Origin of the sequence: Hymenobacter sp. 5317J-9 (genome assembly GCF_022921075.1) — a bacterium.
Taxonomy (GTDB): domain Bacteria; phylum Bacteroidota; class Bacteroidia; order Cytophagales; family Hymenobacteraceae; genus Hymenobacter.
On the sequence record NZ_CP095050.1, the window covers coordinates 2,540,932 to 2,561,405 of the forward strand.

Here is a 20,474-nt window from a genome sequence, read left to right on the forward strand (position 1 = left end):
GCACGCCAGCAACGGCGGGGCATTATAACCGCTGGGCCGGCCAAGTGGCTGCGCTTATTGCAGTTCGCGCAGGGCCAGTGTGGCTTTGGCGTCGGTGCTGTTTTTGTACTCGTGCCAGGGGTAGCGTAGGGCTTTCTCGAAATAAAAGCGCGCCTGGGCCTTTTTACCCGCATCCTTAGCCATGTAACCCTGCTGCAGCGCGGCCTGGGGCGCAAAATAATACGGCGCCTTTGGGCCAGCCACCGTTTGGGTGCGCTCGAAGTAGTACCAGGCCGAATCGAGCCGCCCCAAGCCCTGAAAGGCGCGGGCTCGGCGGTAGGGCTCCTCGATGCGGTCGCGCCAGATGGTGTTCGGCGTCGCGCGAAAGGTGCGCAGCGTGGCCAAGGCCTGCTGGTTGTATCCGCCGTCGGTTTGCAGGCGGGCCTTGGTCAGGATGGGGTTCAGCGCCTGCGCTTCGTGATAGTAGTGCTGGGCGTAGTTGTCTTCCTCCACGTCGGTGGGTCCGGGCTCGTTGATTTGGGCGCGGTAGCGGGCCACCGCAGCCGGCGGCGCCCCGCCCAGCCACGCCGCCAGATAGAGCTTAAACGCGGCATCCTTGCGGTAGTGCACGCCCCGGTATTCCCGCAAAAACGCCAGGTTTTCGCGTTCTGAGGCGTTATAGTCGCCTTGGTACAGCAGCAGGTCGGCGGCCATGTGGCGCAGGTAGGGTATGGGTTGGTAGCCAGGGCCGGTGGGCCGGGCCCGGTAGGCCGCCAGGGCTGCTTCGCCGTGGTGCTGGCGCTTGTTGATGCTGATGAGTAGGTAAGAAAACAGCAGGTTGTCGGGCTGCTGGGCGTGCAGGCGCTCGGCCAGCCGCAAGGCTTCGTCGGGCTTTTTAAAGTAGCCTTCCCGGATAAGGCTCAGGTATATCTGACTTTCCGTTTGGAAATCGTTGGGCTGGGTGGCGGCCAGGGCCAGGTTACGAAGGCCTTCGTTCGAGTCGGCCGTCAGGCCCAGCAAGCTCAGCAGCCAATGGTAGCCCTCGGGCAGCGAGCCCACGGCAAACTGCGAAATGCCCAGCGTCTTGCGCGCCGGCAGAAAGGTCGGGTAGCGCTTCGCCACGTCCTGCATCTGGCGGTAGCCGCTGCGCAGGTGGTAGCCGCCCATCACCACGTGCTTGAACAGCAGCTGGCTCAGCCCCAGATGCAGCGTGATTTCGGCGCGGGCGTAGTCGCGCAGGGCGCTGGCTGGCTGTTTATCGAGCACCTCCAAACGGGCTTCCTGCGCCTTTTCCGATGCATCGAAGCGGCTGGGGTCTTGGCTTAGAATAAGCTCGGCAAAGTCGATGCAGTTGGCCACCAGCAGGGGCGAGGGCGACCTGGGCGCACTCGCCAGCTCGGGGCGCAGCATTTCGCGCGCGGGCCCCAGGCGCAGTTTCAGCACTTCGGTATAGGCCCGGCGGCTGGCCGGCGTGAGTTCTCCGGTAGCTGTCACGGCGGCGCTGGGCTGCTCGGGCAGCTGGCCGGGCTGGCGTGGCGCTACGAAACCAGACAGCAGCAGCCACCCGGCCGCCCAGCCCAGCGGCCGCACAAGTGCCCGGCACCCGGGTGGCGCAATGCGTAGGAAAAAGCCGGCCAACGATGCCATGGGATGGTTAACAAAAAAAGGAACGACACGCGGCCGTTCCTTTTTACGATTTCAATCAGCGAATCAGATTGATGAGATGCTTAAGCCGGAGCTTAGACAGCGCGGGCTTCCACGTCGGCCAAGATGCGGCCGCAGTGCTCGCACACAATGATTTTCTTGTGCGAGATGATGTCGGCCTGGCGCTGGGGCGGCACCGTGTTGAAGCAGCCACCGCAGGCGTCGCGGCGCACCAGCACCACGGCCAGGCCGTTGCGCACGTTGCCGCGGATGCGGGTGTAGGCCGTCAGCAGGCGGTCTTCTACCGGCTTGGTGGCCTCTTCGCGCTGGGCCATGATGGTGCGCTCTTCCTCTTCGTTCTCGCCCACGATGGTGTCGAGCTCCGATTTCTTGTTGTCGAGGTCCTTGCGGCGCTCGTCCAGCTTCGACTTGGTGCCGCTGATTTCGGCATTTTTCACGTCAATCTGGTACTGCGCCTCTTTGATTTTCTTGTCGGCAATCTGGATTTCCAGGCGCTGCAGCTCAATTTCCTTGGCAATGGCTTCGAACTCGCGGTTGTTGCGCACGTTCTGCTGCTGCTCGTCGTACTTCTTAATGAGGCTTTCGGCGTCTTTGCTGGCTTGTTTGCGGCTCTTGATGAAGTCGTTCAGACCCTGAATTTCTTCGTCGAATTTCTTCACGCGCACTTCGTAGCCCGCAATTTCGTCTTCCAAATCCCGCACTTCTTCGGGCAAATCGCCCCGCACGCGCCGGATTTCGTCGAGCTGCGAGTCGAGGTGCTGCAGGGTGAGCAGGGCTTCGAGCTTGGCGGCTACGGGAACGTCGGCGGGAGCCACGGCGGCACTTTTAGCAGTCATATTGAACGGGGTTCGTAGGGGTTTCAGCGATTAAGACCGCAAAAGTACGTCCAAATCCGGCCGTTAGCAAATCCCGAAACACCTCGCCGGTGAACTGTTCGCTCTCGAAATGGCCCACGTCGCAGAGCATGAGCCGGCCCTCTGCCCCGAAAAACTCGTGGTATTTCACGTCGCCGGTCACGTAGGCATCGGCCCCCGCCGCCCGCGCCGCGCCGATGAGAAACGCGCCCGCCCCGCCGCAAATGGCCACAGTTTTGATGGGCTGCTCAAACGCCGTGTGGCGCACCACCGGCACCAGCAGCTGCCGCTTCAGCAGCTGCCGGAATGCGGCCGGGGCCAGCGGTTCGGCCAGCTCGCCCACCAGGCCGGCACCCACGTCCTGGTGCACGTTTTCCAGCTTAATGAGCTCGTAGGCCACCTCCTCGTAGGGGTGCGCGGCCCGCAAAGCGCGCAGCACCGCCGCCTGCCGGTGCAGCGGCAGCAGCACTTCCAGCCGGCGTTCTGCCACGGTTTCGGGCTGGTTTTCAGCTCCGATGGCCGGCCGGGTGCCTTCACCGGGCGTGAACGTGCCGGTGCCCTCCGTCTGGAAGCTGCAGGCTGCATAATTGCCGACCTGGCCCGCGCCGGCGGCGTACAGCGCGGCCAGCACGCGGCCGGCCACGTCGGCCTGCTGGTCTTCGGGCCGGTTGGGTACGTAGGTGATGAGACGGGCCAGGATGCCGCTCTGCGGGGCCAAAACGCGGGTTTTTAGTAGGCCCAGCTTTTCGGCCAGCTTGTCGTTGACGCCGCCGCGCACGTTGTCGAGGTTGGTGTGGGCGGCGTAGATGGCCACGTCGTTTTTGAGCGCGGCAATGATGGTTTGCTCCACCTCATTGGCCCCGGTGAGGCGCTTGAGGGGCCGGAAAATGACCGGATGGTGGGCCACCACCACGTTGCAGCCCCGCCGCACGGCCTCGGCCACCACGGCGGGCGTGCAGTCGAGGGTGATGAGCACGCCGGTGATTGCGGCCTGCGGGTTGCCGCATTGCAGGCCGGCGTTGTCGTAGCTTTCCTGGTAGGCGAGGGGCGCGGCGGCTTCGAGCAGGCGGGCGAGGTCTTGAACGGTGGGCATTATTTGAAAAAAGAGAGGGGGAATGACGAGGAGCTGGGCGAGAGCAGTTGAGGCGTGCCCTTATTCTTCGTTAATCAAATTGCCCAGCGTGACCACGTACTTCGCCACGTTGGCGGCTTCGTCGCGGCTGCGGTACTGCATGAGGTAGCGCGGGTGGTCGAGCACGATGACTTCTTTGAACAGGGCCAGCTCCGCGTTCAGGCGCTTAAAAAAGTCGCCGTTGCGCTTGCCCAGGCTCACGGCCACGTCGCGGCGCAGGCCCAGGTCCTCTACTTGCTGGCGCAGGGAAAGCCGGATGTCCGGCCACAGGGCTTTCACGAGGGCAGGAGAGTCGTAGTAATTATAGTTGAGCCCGTTTTTCAGCAGCACAAGCGGGTAGAGCGAGCTCACGTAGAAATGCTGGTAGAACTCTGCCGGCCCGCCCATGGCCGAAATGACTTTATAGACAAATTGGGTGGAGGTTTCGGGACGGCCGCGCGGCAGGTCGTTGGCAATGCCGCAGTGCCCGGCGAGGGCCGCTGGGTCGGTGAAGGCCACGCCGGTGCGGCCCATGCCCAGCCGGCCGGGATTGATGCCAAGCAGGGCTACGCGGGGCTGGTTGTCGGCGTAAAATTTCTGGGCAAACCGGCTGAGCAGCTCTTGCACCGGCGCTTCCCGAAACGGACTCTGGGCTTCGACGCCCGCGGGCAGGGCCTGGGGCAGCGGAAACGTGGTAAGAAAGTGCAGCAAACGGTCGGCCAGCGTGGTCATGGCCCAAAAGTACGCGCCGGGTGCCGGCCAAACCCGCCGTACTTTTGAGGGCATATGGCCCGTTTGCTGGTGTTGTTGCTGCCGTTTTCCTGGCTTTATGCCGGCGTCATGGCCGTGCGCAACTGGCTGTACGACGTCGGCTGGAAGAAATCATCGGCTTTTGCGGTGCCGCTGCTGGGCGTGGGCAACCTGCGGGTGGGCGGCACGGGCAAAACGCCCCACGTCATCTGGCTGGTAGAGGAGCTGCTGCGCCAGGGCCACCGCCCGGCCATTCTCAGCCGGGGCTACGGCCGCCAAACCACCGGCCCGCGCCTGGCCGGGGCCGCCGATTCTGCCCTTACCGTTGGCGACGAGCCCTGGCAGTACTACGGGCAGTTTGCGGCGCAGGCAGTGCCCGTGGCGGTAGCCGAAAAGCGCCGCCTGGGAGTGGAGCTGTTGCTGGAAGCGCACCCCGAAACCACGGTCATCGTGCTCGACGATGCCTACCAGCACCGCGCCGTGCGCCCGGCCCTAAACGTGCTGCTCACCGAGCACGCCCGGCCCTTTTATGAGGACTACGTGCTGCCGGCGGGCCGCCTGCGCGAAAGCCGCAGCGGAGCCCGGCGCGCCGATGTGGTCATCGTCACGAAGTGCCCGGCAGACCTGAATGAGGCGGCTCAGGAGGAAATCGCACGGCGCATTGGTCGGTATGGCCGCCCGGACGTGCCCGTGCTGTTTTCAATTTACGCATATGGCCCGCCCCAACCCTTGGCTGAGGCGGGCGCTGCCGGGAAGGGCGCACCGTCTGCCCCCGCCGCCGGGCCGGCGCTGCTGCTCACGGGCATCGCGCAGCCGCAGCCGTTGCGGGAGTGGCTTGAAGGACAAGGCTATACCATTGCGCATCATGCCAATCTGCCGGACCATCACGCTTTCCAGCCAGCCGACCTCGATGCATTGCAAGCGCATTGGCAGCCGGGCTGGCCTATTTTTACCACCGAAAAGGACGCGACGCGCCTGCAGCGCCCCGAATTGTGGGCCGGCCGGCCGCCGCTGGCTGCTCACACCTATACCATTCCGGTGCAGGTGGCGTTTTTGGGCACTGGCGCCGATGAGTTGCGGACGTTGTTGCCCAGCCGAAGTGCTTAGCCCTCCTGAATTGATTTTAACCCTGCCGGGCTCCGGCGCATTTAATACCTGTTTGAAGGCCCCGCAACGAGGATTTTTGAAGAAGTGGCCCCGGCCTGTGGGCGCACTGCTGGTGCTGCTGGCGTGGCTGGCGGCGCCCGCCGCCCGCGCCCAAGTGCTCGACGATTCGACCAAGGTGGTGTATGGCCCCAAAACCACCCGTGTCATCTATGAGGCTGAAGTGCTGCGCGATTCCACCTCTGGCACGCTGCTCGATACCACGCTCACGCACTTTCCGCAAGACCGGTTTTGGACCCACGACACCACCTTTCAGCAAGACCTGGGCGCCGTGGGTACGGCCACGCGGCCGCTGCTTTATCAGCCCAACGTGCAGCTGGGCGCCCGGCTGGGCCGCAACGTGTTCGACAAATACGCCCGCGACGCCAGCAAGGTGCCGTATTACGACTCCCGCTCGCCGTATTCGTTTTTTCGCTACATCCAGTCGGGCGCCGGCGAGCAGGTGTTTGAGTTCAGCTACAGCCGCAGCCTGAAGAAAAACTTCAGCGTGGGCATTGATTACGAACGCATAGCCTCCAACAAGATTCTCGCCACCACCAGCCCGCGAGCTGGTTTGGTGGAGCATTCCAACCTGCTGTTTTTTGGCCGCTACCAAACCGAGGACGAGCGGTACCACCTGCTGTTCAACTTCAGCAACGCCCGCCACCGCGCCGCCGAGCCGGGCGGCATCTGGCCGGTGCAAACCCGCGTGCGGCGGGAAGACGGGGGCATCAACGACAGCATTCCCGGCCCGGGCAGCGAAGAAACGCCCTCCGACCTGTTCAAGTACGACCAGCAGCGCGTGTACCTCACCCAGGCGGCCAACAACGAGGACCGCGACGAATTCTACTTCACCCACACCTACCGGCTGCTGGGCCGCGGCCTCACCGTGTACCACACCTTCGACGCGAAGCGGCAGTACAACAGCTATTCCGATTTGGCCCTTCAGCGGCTCAACTCCGCCGAGAACTTTTACCCCCGCGTGCTGTACTACCCGCGGGTGCTGCGCAACACCGCGGCCATTCTCGACCGCGTGGAGTTTGCGCAGGTAGAAAACACGGCCGGGGTGCTGGGCCGCACCAAAGCGGTGGAGTACCGCCTCTACGGCCGCTACCGCACCGCCAGCCTGGTGTCGCAGGCGCTGGTCAACAATCAGGCCTTCGGCGGGGCAATCAACACCGGGCTGCGCCTGGAGCAGGCTGCGCCGCGCCGCACATTCAACGAGGTGTTTTTTGGGGGCACGGCGGCGTTCAACTACCGCACTATCTACGCCGTGGAGGCGGCGGGCGAGCTGCACCCCGTGTCCTTCGGACCCAACCAGAACGGGCCCGAATACTGGGCCCGGGCCTCGGTGCGCACCGGGCCGCTGTCGGCCGAAGCCTTGAGCACGTCGTACGCCCCTACGCTCACGCAGCAGGAGCTGGTGGGCAACAACTACGAGTGGCACCACCTGCCCGGCTCTGCCACCGAGTTCAGCAACACCAACACCACCCAGCTCACCGGCCGCCTGCGGTTTAAGCTGCCCGACCTTGGCCTGCTCAACAAGCAGCATTTTGAAGCCAGCGCCAGCCTGGTCAACATCGGCAATCTGGTGTATTACGACACCACCGCCATGCCCACCCAGGAAACCACGGCCCGCAACCTGCAGGTGCTGGCGGCCCGGCACCAGGTGCACCTGGGCCGCGTGGGTTTCGACAACCAGGCCACCTACACCCGCGGCGGCGACGTGAACGGCCTGCGCATTCCGGCCTTGGTAACCAACTCGCGGGTGTACTACGAAAGTTACATTTTCCGCCGGGCGCTGTTCAGCCAGATTGGGGCCGAAGTGTACTACCAGTCCCGCTACCGGGCCTTCGACTACAGCCCCAGCACGCAGCAGTTCTATCAGCAAAACACCTTCACCATTCGCAATTATGCCGTGGCCAACGTGTTTCTCACGGCCGACATCAGGGCGGTGTCGGTGTTTCTGAAAATGGCCTACGTGAACCAGGGCCTGCTGGGCGACGGCTATTTCACCACCCCGTACTACACCGGGTACCCGCGCCGCTTCCAGTTCGGCGTGAAATGGAATTTCTTTAACTAGAAACCAGGAAATGAAAGAGAAAACCATCCTGAAATTGAAGCTGAACACCGACCCGCGCTGGGTTGATATTGCCGAGAAAAACATCGAGGACATCCTGGTCGACCACGCCTGGTGCGAGCAAAAAGCCGCCAGCACCGGCATCAGCATGATTATCCACTACCCCGAGAAAACCCGGCTGGTGGACGAACTGACCGACTTGGTGGCCGAGGAATGGAGTCACTTCGAGCGCGTGCTGCTGGAGCTGCGCAAGCGCGGCTTCGCCCTGGGCCGCCCCCGCAAAGACGAATATGTAATGCAACTGCTGGCCCACGTGCGCAAAGGCGGCGCCCGCGAACGCCAGCTCATGGACCAGCTCCTGGTGTCGGCCCTCATCGAAGCGCGCAGCTGCGAGCGGTTCAAGCTGCTCTGGCAAAATATTGCCGACCAGGAACTAAGCAAGTTCTACTACGAACTGATGGTGTCCGAAGCCGCGCACTTTGTGAGCTACGTGGACTTGGCCAAGGAATACTGCGACCCCAAAGTGGTGGACGAGCGGCTGCAGGAACTGTTAAAAATCGAAGGCGATATCATCACCAACCTGCCCGTCCGCGACGACCGGATGCACTAAGCGCAAGGTTTCGCGAAGTGAAAAGAGGTTTCGCAAGGTTGACGTGCTGCCAACCTTGCGAAACCTCTTTTCACTTCGCGAAACCTTGCGCTATACTGCTGGCAGCACCGTCCCGCGCACCTCGCCAAACCCAATGCGCACGCCGTCCTTTTCGGCAAAGCCGCGCATAGTCACCGTGTCGCCATCGAGCAGGAATTTGCGCTCCGAGCCATCGGCCAGGGGCACGGGGCGGGTGCCGCGCCAGGCCAGTTCCAGCATTGAGCCCAGCGAGTCGGGCGTGGGGCCGGAGATGGTGCCGGAGGCGTAGAGGTCGCCGGTTTCGAGGTTACAGCCGTTGGAAGCGTGGTGGGTAAGCTGCTGGGCCATGCTCCAGTACATGAGGCCAAAATTGGTGCGGCTGATAGTGGTTTCGGGGCCGCTGGCGGGCGTGAGGGCCACTTCGAGGTGCACGTCGAAGTTGTGCGCGCCGCTTTGCTGCAGGTAGGGCAGGGGCGTGGGCTCCTGCACCGGGCCTGGCGTGCGGAAGGGCTCCAGCGCATCCAGCGTCACCACCCAGGGCGCCACGCTGCTGCCAAAGTTCTTGCCCAGGAAGGGCCCAAGCGGCACGTATTCCCAGCTTTGCAGGTCGCGGGCGCTCCAGTCATTAAAGAGGCACAGGCCAAAGATGTGCTCCTCGGCTTCGGCCAGGGGCACGGTGCTGCCCAGTTCGGTGCCGGTGCCTACCACGAAAGCCATTTCGAGCTCAAAATCAAGCTGGCGGCTGGGGCCGAAAGTGGGAGTGGCTTCGTCGGGGGCTTTGCGCTGGCCGTTGGGCCGGCGTATGTCGGTGGCAGACACCACGATGCTGCTGGTGCGGCCGTGGTAGCCAATGGGGATGTGGCGCCAGTTGGGCAGCAGGGCGTTGGCCGGGTCGCGGAACATCGTGCCCACGTTCGTGGCGTGCTCGATGCTGCTGTAGAAGTCGGTGTAGTTGTTGGGCTTCACGGGGCGCAGCATGCGCACGTCGGACTGGCGCAGCAGGCAGGCGCGCACGGCTTCCTCGTGGTCGCGCAGGCGGGGCTCGTCGTGGCGCAGCAGCTCGCTCACGCGCTGGCGCACGGCCCGCCACGCCGGCCGGCCCAGCCGCAGGAAAGCATTGAGGGAGCGGCGGCGGAATACTTTGGGTTGCGCGTCGCCCAGCTCGGTGAGGTCCTCGAAGAAGCCGTACTGGCTGGCGGCGTACAAATCGAGCACGTAGCGGCCAATGGCCACGGCCAGGCGCGTGCCCCGCTCCTCAGTTTCGAACACGCCAAAAGGCAGATTTTGAATGGGAAAATCGGAGCCGGGGGCGATGTCAATCCAGGAGCGAAGGGTGGGCGAGTTGGGCGAGGTGGCCATGAAAGAGACGGGCGGGTGAGTTGGGATTGGGAAAAGAGGGAATTAGACCAAACAGAACGTCATGCTGAGCGCAGCCGAAGCATCTCTGCCGCAATAGTAAATCACTCAGTTGAGTTACTACCACACGCGAGATGCTTCGGCTGCGCTCAGCATGACGTTCTGCTTAGTTAGTCAAACAGCTACCGCGCTTCCACCGCAGTGATTTCGGGCACGGCCTTTTTCACCGTGTCTTCCAGACCGGCGCGGGTCATGGGCGACATGGGGCAGGCGCCGCAGGCGCCCTGCCATTCCAGCTGGAGCACGCCTTCGGGCGTGATGTTGGCCACGCGCACGTTGCCGCCGTCGGTGGCCAGGTAGGGGCGCAGGGTGTCCAGAGCGGCCTCAATGCGGGGCATCAGCGGGTGGTCGAAGGTAGGGGCGGTGGTGGTTTCCACAGGCATTAGGAGTTCATCTGCACGACGGCCGTTTTGGGCGCCACGTTGTTGCGGATACTGACTTGCCGGGCCACGGCTTCGGCCAGCTCAGCAAAGCGCTGGCCCACTTCCGATTTGGGGTCGAGCACGGCGGGCTGGCCCTGGTCGCCGTTTTCGCGGATGGTTTGCACCAGCGGCAGCTGGCCCAGCAGCGGGATGTCGTGCTGCGCGGCCAAGCGCTGGCCGCCGCCTTCCCCAAAAATGAAGTACTTGTTCTCGGGCAGCTCGGCCGGCGTAAACCAGGCCATGTTTTCCACCACGCCCAGCACCGGCACGTTGATTTGGGGCTGGCGGAACATCTGCAGGCCTTTTTGGGCATCGGCCAGGGCCACTTTCTGCGGCGTGGTCACGATGACGGCGCCCGTCACGGGCACGGTTTGCACCAGCGTGAGGTGAATGTCGGAGGTGCCGGGCGGCAGGTCGAGCAGCAGGTAGTCGAGCTCGCCCCAATCCACTTCGGTGATGAACTGCTTGAGCGCCGACGAGGCCATCGGCCCGCGCCACACAATGGCGCTTTCGGCCGGCGCCAGAAAACCGATGCTCATCAGCTTCACGCCGTACTTGATGATGGGCTGGATGAGGTTTTTGCCATTGGGGCCCTGAAACACGTGCGGGGCCTCGTTCTCCACCCCAAACATGACCGGCATGCTGGGGCCCGAAATGTCCGCGTCGACCAAGCCCACTTTGGCGCCGGTGGCGGCCAGGGCCACGGCTAGGTTGGCCGTCACGGTGCTTTTGCCCACGCCGCCCTTGCCGGAGGCGATGGCAATGATATTTTTCACGCCGGGCAGCAGGTCGCCGCGGTTGTGGCGGCCGGTGGTCACGCGCGAGGTCATCGTAATCACCACGTTGGCGTCTTTGGCCACCATGGTGTGAATGGCGCGCTCGCAGGCGTCGTGAATGAGCTGCTTGAGGGGGCAGGCGGGCGTGGTGAGCACCACGGTGAAGGCGACGGTAAGGCCGTCAATCTCAATGTTCTCAATCATGTTGAGCGTCACGAGGTCCTGGCCCAGGTCGGGCTCTTCCACGTAGCTCAGGGCTTTGAGAACGGCTTCTTTGGTAATCATCATGAGGGTGGGCTAGGCGCCGGAAGGGCGGGCCGCAAAGATAACCCCGGAAGCGTCGGAGCGGTTCGGAAGATGCAAAAATGCAGGTCTAACTATCAAAAAATCTGCCTTTTCGGGTTGCGATTATTCGACATTTTTCCCACATATTTACAGGCATGCCTCTGGCAGTGATATTAAAATTTAACAATGTTTAGCTTGTTTATATGCAAAACCTCGACTCTGCGAACCGTTCACTCCTTGCCGATGCCCGGGCTTTTCCCGACGGGCAGCCCGAGGCCGAGGAGGTAGTTGTTTTCGAGCTGCTGGTGCCCGGCGCCGCCAAAGTGCCGCCCCAGCGCCAGTACCTGGAAGTGGCTTCGCTGGTGGTACTGCCCTCATCGGTAAGCAGCACCGTGCCCAGCACCATCGTCACCGATTTGCGCGTGAGCGACACCGCCCGCCGCCTCACTTGGAAAGTGACGGCCACGCTGGCGGCCCCGCCCGCCCGGGCCCGGCGCCACTAGCGGCTGAATACGCTTACTGCAAAAATTCCAGCTGGCGCGAGGCCAGCAAGCCTTCGGGCACGCTGAGCGCGCCGGTGTGCGGGTCGATGAGGCCGTTGCGCTCGTCTTCGATGTTGGTGGCCTGGGTGTACACGTCGCCCGCAATGGGGCGGGTGCGCAGCTCCTGCTTAAAGGCTTTGATGCTGTTGGTGCGGGATTCGGCGTCGGCCGGGCCGCCGTAGTCGGAAAAACCAAAACCGCCCCATTCGCTCACAATCAGCGGCACCTGCCGGCGGTAGAAGAACGGGTCGCCCACCACCAGCGGGAAAGCCGCCGTGCCGTCCATCTGGCCGCCCACCAGGCGGTCAAGTAGTTCTCGCCAGCGGGCCAGGTCGGGGGTGTAGAGGTGGGCGGTGAGGAGGTCGGACTTGAGGCGGCCGGTGTAGGAAATGTGGTGCCAGCCGTCGTTATCCACCACCAGAAACTGCGGGTAGGCAATCTGCATGAAGTGGTAGGTGTCGACGATGTACTCGCGCGTTTCGGGGTTGGTGGCGATGTCCTGAGCACCCCAGTCCTCGTTGTAAAGGCTCCAGATGATGATGCTGGGGTGGGTCTCGCTCAGTGTGACGAGGCGCAGCAGCTCGGCGCGGTGGTTTTGGCGGCTGCGCGGGGTGGAACTATGGGGGCTGGGCACTTCCACCCACAGCAGCAGGCCCAACTCATCGGCCAGGTTGTAGATGCGCGGGTCGATGCCGGCGATGTGCACACGGACCAGGTTGCAGCCCAGGGCCTTCATGGCGTGCATGTGGCGCTGCATTTCTTCCAACGTGGCCTGGCCGGGCTGGTAGAGAATGCCGTCGAGGTAAGTCGGCTGGTTGTTGAGGTAGACGTAGCGGCCGCGCGCCTCGATTTTGCGTAGCCCAAACAGCGTTTCAATCTGGGCGGCGTAGCCATCTGCGTCGATGAGCTGGGCCACCAGGCGGTAGCGGTTGGGCGCTTCGGGGCTCCAGAGCTCGGCGCCGGGCAGCTCCAGCACCATCCGCTGCTGCCACTGCCCGGATTCTAGATGCAGCGGAAAATCGGAAGCGGCCAGCGGCGCCGTGCGGTCAGTCGTGAGCGGGTCGAACACCTGCAGGCGGATGGTGTAGTCGCCCGCGTCGTGGATGCGCAGCGTCAGGTTGAAGCGCACCAGCTGGTCTTCCACCACGCTCACCACGCCCACGCGCGAGCGCAGGCGGTTGCGCTCCACGGTTTCGAGCCACACGCTGCGCACGGCGCCGGTGTACGTCTGGTACCAGATGCCGCCGCGCTTGTACACGTGCGATTCCTGCTTGCCGCGGGGCGTCTCGGCGTCCATCGTGTCCACGATGCGCACGGTAAGGCGGTTCACGAGGTGCAGGTTTTCCTCGCTCAGCTCGTAGCTGAAGGACGTGTATTCGCCGTAGTGCACGTCTTCGCCCTCAATGGTTTTCAGCAACTGGCCGTTGAGCCACACCCGGGTTTCGTAGCCGCAGGCCCCAAACGTGAGCTGAATGAGGGAGCGGGCTTGCGGCTCGGCCACTTCGGGCAGGTTGAACTCCCGCTCGTACCACACCACAATCTTGTCGTGCCAGGCGGCGCCGTCCTGTTGGCCTCGTACTTCGGCTAGGTGTGCTTCTACCGAGCCGGGCCACTGGGCCAGGTGCTCGTAGTTGTGGCCCAGGGCCCAGTCGTCGCGCAGGCCCACGTCTTCCACGTCGTGGGCAAATTTCCATTGGCCATCAAGCAGCACGTGGCTGCTCATGCGCAGCACGGCGCGGGGCAGGGGGTTGGCGAGTTCTTCAGCGGGCTCCTCTTCCGGGCGGCTGGCCGAGAGGGAATAGTTGGATGGGTTCAGGTCCTCCATGCGGGCAAGAGTAGGCGGCGCAGCATGTGTAAGCTGAGCCTGACATTCCCTTGCTAACGGACATAGCCGCCAGAATGATGCAAAAAGGCCGTCATGCTGAGCAGATGCCCTACAGCTGCACGCCCATGGCCAGCCCGGCCCCGCCGCCGGGGGCGTAGGTGGGCACTAGCAGCATTTTGTGGGCCAGCCGCTGTGGCAGCAGTTTGGTGAGCGCCGGGTAGGCGTGCCACACCGTTTCGGCCGAGAGAAAGCCGATGGCAGCACCGGCCAGCACGTCGGTGGCCCAGTGCTTGTTGCCGAGCACGCGCATGGTGCCCGTGGCGGTGGCCACGGCGTAGCCGGTCACGCTCACCCAAGGATATTGGCGGCCGTATTGCTCGTGCAGCAGGGTGGCCGTGAGAAAAGCCTGCGAGGTGTGCGACGACGGAAACGAGCTCAGGTCCTGCGCGTTGTAGGGGCGGGGTTCGGCGGTGATGCGCTTGAGCTGGTTGACCACGCCCTGGTCCAGCTCGTGCGCCACCAGGTAAATGAGGGTGAAGCCCAGCGGCGTGCGCTCGCCTTTGTGGCCGGTGGCCATCATGCCATACGCCAGGGCCAGGGGCACGTGGCGCGTGTAGTCGTCAAGGCCGTGCGCATCGAAGCCGCCGAAAACCTCCTGCGTTTCTTCCTGCAGGTCCTGCTTGGCCTTGCACAGGGTTTGGTTGAAGGTGGGTTTGTGGGCCAGCACGCCCACGCTGATGGCCACCGACGGCACGGCCACGCGCAACAGGGCTGCGCGCAGGTGCCCGGCGGGCCGGGCCGTTACCGAGTCGGGCAATGGGCGGGTGGGAGCCTGGGCGGCGGCCTGGATGCACGGCCACCCGGCCAGCAGCAAAAGCAAGCGCAACCGAATTAACATAAAAGCAGGACCTGGATGTGGATTTTAAATTTACACACGGCCGCGCCCGAAACGAAACAAAAACCGGTGAGTGGAAGGCTTTTCCCCCTGAGCAGCCGGTCTGACGCGGCTACCCGCCGGACACAAAAAAGCCTCTGCCTGATGGGGCAGAGGCTTTGGACTGCATTCGAGCGCGGCTTAGGTTTTTTGCTTCTTCTTTTTTGCCGCCGGAAACAGAATGTTGTTCAGGATGAGGCGGTAGCCGGGGGAATTGGGGTGCAGGGCCAGGTCGGTGGGTTCCTCGCCCACTAGGTGCTGGTAGTCTTCGGGGTCGTGGCCGCCGTAGAATGTCCAGGTGCCTTTACCCAGGGAGCCGTGCACGTAGCGCGCTTCGCCGGTTTGCTTGGTGTCGCCCATTATCACCACGTCGGGTTTCACGAGGCTTTTGCGGAAGGCCGTGGTCTGGCCCATGAAGCCGTGAATGGTTTTTTCGTGGTTCTGGCACAGCATGGTGGGCACGGGGTCGTACTTGGCCGAAAAGGTGAATAGCTGAAAGTAGTCGTTTTGCTCGCCCAAGCCCCGCTCGCCGGGCTGCATGTCGATGTTGGAGTACTCGTACTCAAACGGGTTGGTTTTGAGCTGGAAGTTCTGAAAGGCCAGGCAGCGGTTGAAGTTGAGCTTGGATTGGGCATTGGGGTCGGCCGGGTCGCCGTCGTACATGCTTTCCACCATGTCGATGCCCAGGCCGGCCAGGGCGATGTCGTAGCTGTCGGTGGCCGAGCACATGGCAAACAAAAAGCCACCGCCCGCAATGAATTCCTGCATTTTGGTGGCCACGGCGCCCTTCATCACGCTCACTTTGGCAAACCCATTGCGCTTGGCGGCGGCTTCGGCGTCGCGCACCTGCTGCTGGTACCAGGGGTAGTTGCGGTAGGTGGCGTAGAACTTGCCGTACTCGCCCGTGAAGTCTTCGTGGTGCAAGTGCAGCCAGTCGTATTTGGGCAGCTCGCCCTTCAGCACTTCGTCGTCGTAAATCTGGGTGTAAGGAATTTCGGCGTAGGTGAGCACCATAGTCACGGCGTCGTCCCAGGGCTGCTTGCCCTTGGGCGTGTACACCGCAATTTTGGGCACCTTCTCCAGCTTCATCACGTCCATGTTGGCGTTGGGGTCGGCTATTTCCTGCAGGATGCTGGTATATTGCGCTTCGCTGATGACCTGAAACGTGACGCCGCGCACGGCCAACTCGTTCTCGGCCGCCGAACTGGTTTCGAAGGCAAACGCGCCGCCGCGGTAGTTGAGCAGCCAGTCGACGGGCACTTCGCGCTGCAGCAGCCAGAATGCCACCCCGTAGGCCTTCAGGGCCTCTTTTTGGGTGTTATCCATGGGGATGAACACGTGGTTGGCGCGCGCGGCCAGGGGGACCGCCACGCCGGCCGCCGCCATCAGCCAAAACAGGAGAAAACGCTTGAACAGCATAAGATTTTAGCAAAAGAAACGCATGTCCGCAACGAGGTTGCGGCACCTGTGGTTCAAGTTAGGCGCCGGCCGCCGAACTTTGGCTGCGCGGGGCGCGGTCCGAAGCGTTTCTTTCCGCTTCATTTCATCCCCAGGCCCCCGCGTTGTACTTGCCATGAGCCCTTTCGAAAACGTTCGCGAAGCTTTCCGCTCCATCCGCGCCAATCTGCTGCGCACCGTCCTCACGGCCCTCATTCTCAGCATCGGGCTGTTTGCGCTGGTGGGCATTCTCACCAGCATCGACGCCATGAAAAACTCGCTGTCCGAAACCTTCGCCAGCCTGGGCGCCAACTCCTTTGAGCTGCACGCCAAGGGCTACACCAACCGCTCCCGGCGCGGCGGCGTGCAGGGCAAGCAGTACCCGCCCATCGACTTTTTGCAAGCCAAGCTCTACAAAAAAGCCATGGGCGACGAGGCCCAGGTGGGCGTGTCGGCTTTCATCTCCGGGGCTGCTGAAATGAAGGCCAACGGCATCAAAACCAACCCCAACATGCAGTTGATTGCGGGCGATGAAAACTACCTGAAAATTCAGGGCTACAACCTCACCGAAGGCCGGACTTTTTCGCAAACCGAACTCAACAGCGGCGCCAACGTGCTGATTGTGGGCGACGAAATCAAGCAGAAGCTGTTTCCCAAGCAAAGCCCCATCGGCCAGTACGTGTCGGCGCTGGGCCGGCGCTTTCTGATAGTGGGCCTGCTCGAAAAAAGCGGCGGCAGCATGGGCGGGGGCGGCGCCGACCGCCTGGCCCTGCTGCCCCTCGAAACCGGCAACCAGATGCCCCGCCAGCGCGCCCTCACCTATGATATCAAAACCGCCACCGATAAGCCGGGCACGCTGTCTTTCCTCATGGGGCAGGCCACCGGCAAGATGCGCGCCGTGCGCCACGACAAGCTGGGCCAGGAAGACAGCTTCACGGTGGAAAGCAGCGAGTCGCTGGCTTCCACGCTCGAGTCGGTGTCGGGCAAGGTGAAGGCCGGCGGCAGCGTCATGGCCTTTATCACGCTGCTCGGCGCCAGCATTGCCCTCATGAACATCATGCTGGTGTCGGTGACGGAGCGCACGCGCGAAATCGGCATCCGCAAGGCGCTGGGCGCTACCGCCGTGCAGATTCGCCAGCAGTTCCTCATCGAAGCCATTGTGATTTGCTTGCTGGGCGGCACGCTAGGCATCATTCTGGGGGTGCTGGGCGGCAACGGCGTGGCCAAGCTGGTGGGGGCCGGCTCGTTCTTCGTGCCCTGGTTCTGGATGTTCCTAGGCTTTGTCATCTGCGTGGGGGTGGGGCTTGCCTCGGGGTATTACCCCGCCAGCAAAGCCGCTGCGCTCGACCCGATAGATTCGCTGCGCTACGAGTAGGGCCGGGGCACGATGAAGAAATGGCTGTTTGGCGCGTGGCTCTGGGCCGTGGCCACACCCGGCTGGGCGCAGGCCGTGGCGAGCGCCACAAAAGCGCGCCTGGTTACGGTGACGGAAGGCCGACCGGCCAACCGATTTAAGCTGCCGCAGGTGCAACTGGCCGATGCCGCGGTGGCTGAACGCATCAACCGCCGCCTGGTGGCGCTGGTGCTGAGCGGCGATACCAACCCGAAGCTGAGCGTGCGCCAGCAGCTGCGCCAGGCCGAGCGCGCCTGTTGCTACGACGGCGAAAACGGACTTGGCTGGAACACGGCCGGGCAAGGCCTCACGGGCTGCGACTACACGGTTTTGCTCAACCAACAGGGGGTACTGTCCATCGAATATTCGCAGGAATTCACGGGCGCCTACTCGTGGGAGCAGGCCCTGCATGCCACCTTCGACCTGCGCACGGGCCGCCAGCTGGCCCTGGCCGACCTGGTGGCCGACCCGCCCGCGCAGTTGACGCGCCGCATGCACGGGGCCATCAGCCGCCGCTTGGGCGAGACCATGGCCGAGCTGCGCGATGTAGGCGACTCAACCGATTTCGAAATCGTAGCCGAAAACTTCCATTGGGATGAGACGGCGAAGCGCGTGCGGTTTCAGTCCGACCCCGGACCCGCCGAAGAAGCCCGGGCCTCTGAGCCCGATTTGGAAAGCTTTGCCCTCACGCCGACCGAATTGCGGCTGTATTACGAGCGCATGCTGCCGCACGTCCTCTTAAACTTAGAGCCCGACAATACCTACCGCTTTCCGTATGCCTGGGTTCAGCCGCGGGGCCTGCTGCTGCCAGTGGCCGCCAAAGCCCAGCCGACGAAAGCAAAATGAGCGGAAGGGAATGTTATACATTTGCGCAAACCTCATTTGTGCAACATGGTGGCCATTCCCGCTTCCGAAACCATTGACCGGCGCTTTGCTGAACTCATTCAGCAGTTTGGGCTGACCAAAAATAGCTTTGCCATCTCGCTGGGCAAAACCGCCAGCGTGGTGCAGCATCTCATCGATGGCCGCAACAAGCCCGGCTACGACCTGCTGTGCAAGGTGTTTGAAGTCTACCCAAATGTCTCAAGAGACTGGCTGCTACTGGGCCGCGGCCCCATGCTGGTGGGCGGCGAGCCCATTGCCAAGCCAGCCCCTCGGGTGGTGCCCCCCGCGACCGAAGCGCCGTTAGAGCCCATTGACCTGTCCGAGATTGAAGCGCCGGCCAGTCGCCGCGCCGGGCCCGGCGTGGCCGGCAGCCGCCTGCAGCCCGCCGAAATTGCCGCCACCCTAGCACTGGCATCGGCGGCCCAGCAGCCCGCCCGCGCCGCCGCGCCGGTTCTCAACGGGGAAGCCCAAACCAACCAGCCCACGCCGGCCGCGCCCGTAGCGCCGCCAGTTGCACCAGCCCCGCAGGTAGCGCCCACCGCGGAAGCAAGCTTTCAGCCAGCACAGCCCGTCACTGATTCCGTTGCACAGCCCAGTGTGGCGCCGCCGGCTAGCGCGGCCCCGGTACCAGTGGTCGCACCCGCCGTGAATCCGGAGGCCTACGTTGCAGCCGCGCTGCACGCTCAGCATCTGCAACACCAATTGGCTTTGGCCGAGATGCGCAACCAACACCTGCAGGAGCAGCAGCAGATGCTGCGCGAGATGCTGGCCATGGCCCGGCAGGCTATGGTCTGAACCACGGATTCATCGGATTCCACGGATTTTGTAGACGGTGGAAAACCTACTTAATCGGAGCTATTGAAAAGAAAGAAGGCCGCTCACTGAGCGGCCTTCTTTGTTGGAATTGGAACTGAATAATCGTCCGCAAAATCTGTGGCATCCGAAAAATCCGGATGAATCCGTGGTTCAGACGAGAATACCCACTTCTTCGGCTTCCATCAGCCCCAGGGCATTCATTTCGGTCAGGCGCAGCTTCTTCATCTCACCCACCAGCAGCGGGTCGTACTTGGCTGCTACGCGGATGTAGTTGGGCGTGAAGCCTTCCATGCGGCCGTCGGTCACGTCGTCTTCAAACAGCACGTCGGTTTCGAGGCCCAGGTGCTGCTCGTAGAAGAAGCGCTTTTTCTTTTCCGACAGGCTGCGCAACTGGGTGGTGCGCTCGTGGCGCACCCGGTCCTGCACGCGGCCGGGCAGGGAAGGCGCCAGCGTATCGGGCCGCTCCGAATAGGGGAACACGTGCAGGTAGCTAATGGGCAGCTCGTTTAGGAAATTATAAGTATCCAGAAAGTCGGCGTCGGTTTCACCCGGGAAGCCCACAATTACGTCGACGCCGATACAGGCGTGCGGCATCAGCTCCTTGATGCGGGCCACGCGGCCGGCGTAGAGGGCGCGGCGGTAGCGGCGGCGCATCAGGCCCAGAATCTTGTCTGAGCCGCTTTGCAGCGGAATGTGAAAGTGCGGCATGAACCGCTCCGAGGCCGCCACCGTCGTCAGAATGTCGTCGGTGAGCAGATTGGGCTCGCAGCTGCTGATGCGGAAGCGGCGGATGCCCGACACGCCATCAAGCGCCTGCACCAGCTGGGTAAAGTCTTCGCGGCGCTCGCGCTCGGGACCTTGCAGGCCGAAGTCGCCGAGGTTGACGCCGGTGAGCACGATTTCCTTCACGCCGGTTTCGGCCAGCTTCTCCACGCGCTCCACCACGCTGGCCACGCTGCCCGAGCGGCTGCCGCCCCGCGCCAGCGGAATGGTGCAAAACGAGCAAGAGTAGTCGCAGCCGTCCTGCACCTTGAGGAAGGTCCGGGTGCGGTCGCCAAACGAGTGCGCGGCCACAAACTCGGTGGCCTCCGAGATAGGAGAGGCGTGTACCGCGCCCGGCTGGCCAGCGGCGGGCTTCTGGAAATCGGCCAGAATGTCGACCAGCTGAAACTTTTCGGCCGCGCCCAGCACGGCGCTCACGCCGGGAATAGTTGCAATCTCCTGGGGCTTGAGCTGGGCGTAGCAGCCCACGATGGCCACGAAGGCCTCCGGATTGTGCTTGAGGGCCTGCTGCACCACCTTCCGGCACTTGCGGTCGGCGTGGTCCGTGACGGAGCAGGTGTTGATAACGTATAGGTCGGCCCCGGCTTCGAAAGCAATTTTCTGAAATCCCTTCTCTTCAAACTGCCGGCCGATGGCCGACGTTTCGGAGAAGTTCAGCTTGCAGCCGAGGGTATAAAAGGCAACGGATTGGGGGGTAGGCATAGCAGCGCAAAGGTACGGCCGGGGCTCAGAACGTGCCGCCGGCCGGAC

General features: G+C 63.3%; 18 protein-coding genes. 7 read left to right on the forward strand and 11 right to left on the reverse strand.

The genetic code is table 11. The features are described 5' to 3' along the window. Positions 1-54 precede the first annotated feature (54 nt). The 4 genes from MUN81_RS10690 to MUN81_RS10705 form a co-directional block, all read right to left on the reverse strand. A complete protein-coding gene (locus MUN81_RS10690; protein ID WP_245117284.1) occupies positions 55-1,626 on the reverse strand; it encodes a DUF3808 domain-containing protein in 1,572 nt (523 codons plus the stop codon). Positions 1,627-1,718: 92 nt separating this feature from the next. Next, entirely contained in the window at positions 1,719-2,480 is a 762-nt protein-coding gene (locus tag MUN81_RS10695) for a C4-type zinc ribbon domain-containing protein (RefSeq protein ID WP_190922211.1), read from the reverse strand. Continuing rightward, positions 2,470-3,591 (reverse strand): Nif3-like dinuclear metal center hexameric protein, encoded by a 1,122-nt coding sequence (locus MUN81_RS10700; RefSeq protein WP_245117285.1) that lies wholly within the window; start codon positions 3,589-3,591, stop codon positions 2,470-2,472. The genes MUN81_RS10695 and MUN81_RS10700 overlap by 11 nt, the downstream gene beginning before the upstream one ends. A gap of 60 nt (positions 3,592-3,651) precedes the next feature. Beyond that, on the reverse strand, positions 3,652-4,341 hold the full coding sequence (locus MUN81_RS10705; protein WP_245117286.1) for a uracil-DNA glycosylase family protein: 690 nt from the start codon (positions 4,339-4,341) through the stop codon (positions 3,652-3,654). 54 nt (positions 4,342-4,395) lie between these two features. Between MUN81_RS10705 and lpxK the strand changes: the two genes are divergently transcribed. The 3 genes from lpxK to MUN81_RS10720 all read left to right on the forward strand — a co-directional run bounded on the left by lpxK (position 4,396) and on the right by MUN81_RS10720 (position 8,192). Then, entirely contained in the window at positions 4,396-5,466 is a 1,071-nt protein-coding gene (gene lpxK, locus MUN81_RS10710) for a tetraacyldisaccharide 4'-kinase (RefSeq protein ID WP_245117287.1), read from the forward strand. Positions 5,467-5,542: 76 nt separating this feature from the next. After that, positions 5,543-7,585, forward strand: a complete 2,043-nt coding sequence (locus tag MUN81_RS10715; RefSeq protein ID WP_245117288.1) for a putative porin — start codon at positions 5,543-5,545, stop codon at positions 7,583-7,585. A 10-nt stretch (positions 7,586-7,595) separates the two neighbouring features. Beyond that, positions 7,596-8,192 carry a tRNA-(ms[2]io[6]A)-hydroxylase gene (locus MUN81_RS10720; RefSeq protein ID WP_245117289.1) on the forward strand — a complete coding sequence of 199 codons (597 nt, stop codon included), beginning with the start codon at positions 7,596-7,598 and terminating at the stop codon, positions 8,190-8,192. Between the two features lie 90 nt (positions 8,193-8,282). Here MUN81_RS10720 and fahA read toward each other — a convergent pair whose 3' ends face one another. From fahA to MUN81_RS10735, 3 genes are all read right to left on the reverse strand, one after another. Next, positions 8,283-9,569 (reverse strand): fumarylacetoacetase, encoded by a 1,287-nt coding sequence (fahA, locus tag MUN81_RS10725; RefSeq protein WP_245117290.1) that lies wholly within the window; start codon positions 9,567-9,569, stop codon positions 8,283-8,285. A 179-nt stretch (positions 9,570-9,748) separates the two neighbouring features. Further along, on the reverse strand, positions 9,749-9,964 hold the full coding sequence (locus MUN81_RS10730; protein WP_348533175.1) for a NifU family protein: 216 nt from the start codon (positions 9,962-9,964) through the stop codon (positions 9,749-9,751). Between the two features lie 44 nt (positions 9,965-10,008). Then, positions 10,009-11,112 (reverse strand): Mrp/NBP35 family ATP-binding protein, encoded by a 1,104-nt coding sequence (locus MUN81_RS10735; protein ID WP_198976947.1) that lies wholly within the window; start codon positions 11,110-11,112, stop codon positions 10,009-10,011. A gap of 200 nt (positions 11,113-11,312) precedes the next feature. On the opposite strand from MUN81_RS10735, the gene MUN81_RS10740 reads away from it, so the two are divergent. After that, positions 11,313-11,612 (forward strand): hypothetical protein, encoded by a 300-nt coding sequence (locus MUN81_RS10740; protein WP_245117292.1) that lies wholly within the window; start codon positions 11,313-11,315, stop codon positions 11,610-11,612. A 13-nt stretch (positions 11,613-11,625) separates the two neighbouring features. On the opposite strand, the gene MUN81_RS10745 is transcribed toward MUN81_RS10740, so the two are convergent. The 3 genes from MUN81_RS10745 to MUN81_RS10755 all read right to left on the reverse strand — a co-directional run bounded on the left by MUN81_RS10745 (position 11,626) and on the right by MUN81_RS10755 (position 15,796). Continuing rightward, positions 11,626-13,476, reverse strand: coding sequence for a glycoside hydrolase family 2 TIM barrel-domain containing protein (locus MUN81_RS10745; protein WP_245117293.1), 1,851 nt, complete (start codon positions 13,474-13,476; stop codon positions 11,626-11,628). 109 nt (positions 13,477-13,585) lie between these two features. Then, positions 13,586-14,374 (reverse strand): phosphatase PAP2 family protein, encoded by a 789-nt coding sequence (locus MUN81_RS10750; protein WP_245117294.1) that lies wholly within the window; start codon positions 14,372-14,374, stop codon positions 13,586-13,588. A gap of 177 nt (positions 14,375-14,551) precedes the next feature. Then, the gene (locus MUN81_RS10755; RefSeq protein ID WP_245117378.1) at positions 14,552-15,796 is read right to left on the reverse strand and encodes an asparagine synthetase B; all 1,245 of its coding nucleotides are present in this window, start codon (positions 15,794-15,796) and stop codon (positions 14,552-14,554) included. A gap of 187 nt (positions 15,797-15,983) precedes the next feature. On the opposite strand from MUN81_RS10755, the gene MUN81_RS10760 reads away from it, so the two are divergent. From MUN81_RS10760 to MUN81_RS10770, 3 genes are read left to right on the forward strand one after another with little or no spacing between them, the layout of a single operon-like run. Next, positions 15,984-17,222 carry an ABC transporter permease gene (locus tag MUN81_RS10760; RefSeq protein ID WP_245117295.1) on the forward strand — a complete coding sequence of 413 codons (1,239 nt, stop codon included), beginning with the start codon at positions 15,984-15,986 and terminating at the stop codon, positions 17,220-17,222. A 12-nt stretch (positions 17,223-17,234) separates the two neighbouring features. Then, entirely contained in the window at positions 17,235-18,086 is an 852-nt protein-coding gene (locus MUN81_RS10765) for a hypothetical protein (RefSeq protein ID WP_245117296.1), read from the forward strand. 21 nt (positions 18,087-18,107) lie between these two features. After that, a complete protein-coding gene (locus MUN81_RS10770; RefSeq protein ID WP_245117297.1) occupies positions 18,108-18,920 on the forward strand; it encodes a hypothetical protein in 813 nt (270 codons plus the stop codon). Positions 18,921-19,091: 171 nt separating this feature from the next. Here the strand turns inward: MUN81_RS10770 and mtaB are convergent, their stop codons facing one another. Next, entirely contained in the window at positions 19,092-20,426 is a 1,335-nt protein-coding gene (gene mtaB, locus MUN81_RS10775) for a tRNA (N(6)-L-threonylcarbamoyladenosine(37)-C(2))-methylthiotransferase MtaB (RefSeq protein ID WP_245117298.1), read from the reverse strand. Positions 20,427-20,474: the final 48 nt, after the last annotated feature.

Bases quoted from the DNA above. Each gene is read 5' to 3' on its own strand.
- MUN81_RS10690 (WP_245117284.1), bottom strand. From the start codon at position 1,626: ATGGCATCGTTGGCCGGCTTTTTCCTACGCATTGCGCCACCCGGGTGC.
- MUN81_RS10695 (WP_190922211.1), bottom strand. From the start codon at position 2,480: ATGACTGCTAAAAGTGCCGCCGTGGCTCCCGCCGACGTTCCCGTAGCC.
- MUN81_RS10700 (WP_245117285.1), bottom strand. From the start codon at position 3,591: ATGCCCACCGTTCAAGACCTCGCCCGCCTGCTCGAAGCCGCCGCGCCC.
- MUN81_RS10705 (WP_245117286.1), bottom strand. From the start codon at position 4,341: ATGACCACGCTGGCCGACCGTTTGCTGCACTTTCTTACCACGTTTCCG.
- lpxK (WP_245117287.1), top strand. From the start codon at position 4,396: ATGGCCCGTTTGCTGGTGTTGTTGCTGCCGTTTTCCTGGCTTTATGCC.
- MUN81_RS10720 (WP_245117289.1), top strand. From the start codon at position 7,596: ATGAAAGAGAAAACCATCCTGAAATTGAAGCTGAACACCGACCCGCGC.
- fahA (WP_245117290.1), bottom strand. From the start codon at position 9,569: ATGGCCACCTCGCCCAACTCGCCCACCCTTCGCTCCTGGATTGACATC.
- MUN81_RS10730 (WP_348533175.1), bottom strand. From the start codon at position 9,964: ATGCCCCGCATTGAGGCCGCTCTGGACACCCTGCGCCCCTACCTGGCC.
- MUN81_RS10735 (WP_198976947.1), bottom strand. From the start codon at position 11,112: ATGATGATTACCAAAGAAGCCGTTCTCAAAGCCCTGAGCTACGTGGAA.
- MUN81_RS10740 (WP_245117292.1), top strand. From the start codon at position 11,313: ATGCAAAACCTCGACTCTGCGAACCGTTCACTCCTTGCCGATGCCCGG.
- MUN81_RS10745 (WP_245117293.1), bottom strand. From the start codon at position 13,476: ATGGAGGACCTGAACCCATCCAACTATTCCCTCTCGGCCAGCCGCCCG.
- MUN81_RS10750 (WP_245117294.1), bottom strand. From the start codon at position 14,374: ATGTTAATTCGGTTGCGCTTGCTTTTGCTGCTGGCCGGGTGGCCGTGC.
- MUN81_RS10755 (WP_245117378.1), bottom strand. From the start codon at position 15,796: ATGGCGGCGGCCGGCGTGGCGGTCCCCCTGGCCGCGCGCGCCAACCAC.
- MUN81_RS10760 (WP_245117295.1), top strand. From the start codon at position 15,984: ATGAGCCCTTTCGAAAACGTTCGCGAAGCTTTCCGCTCCATCCGCGCC.
- MUN81_RS10765 (WP_245117296.1), top strand. From the start codon at position 17,235: ATGAAGAAATGGCTGTTTGGCGCGTGGCTCTGGGCCGTGGCCACACCC.
- mtaB (WP_245117298.1), bottom strand. From the start codon at position 20,426: ATGCCTACCCCCCAATCCGTTGCCTTTTATACCCTCGGCTGCAAGCTG.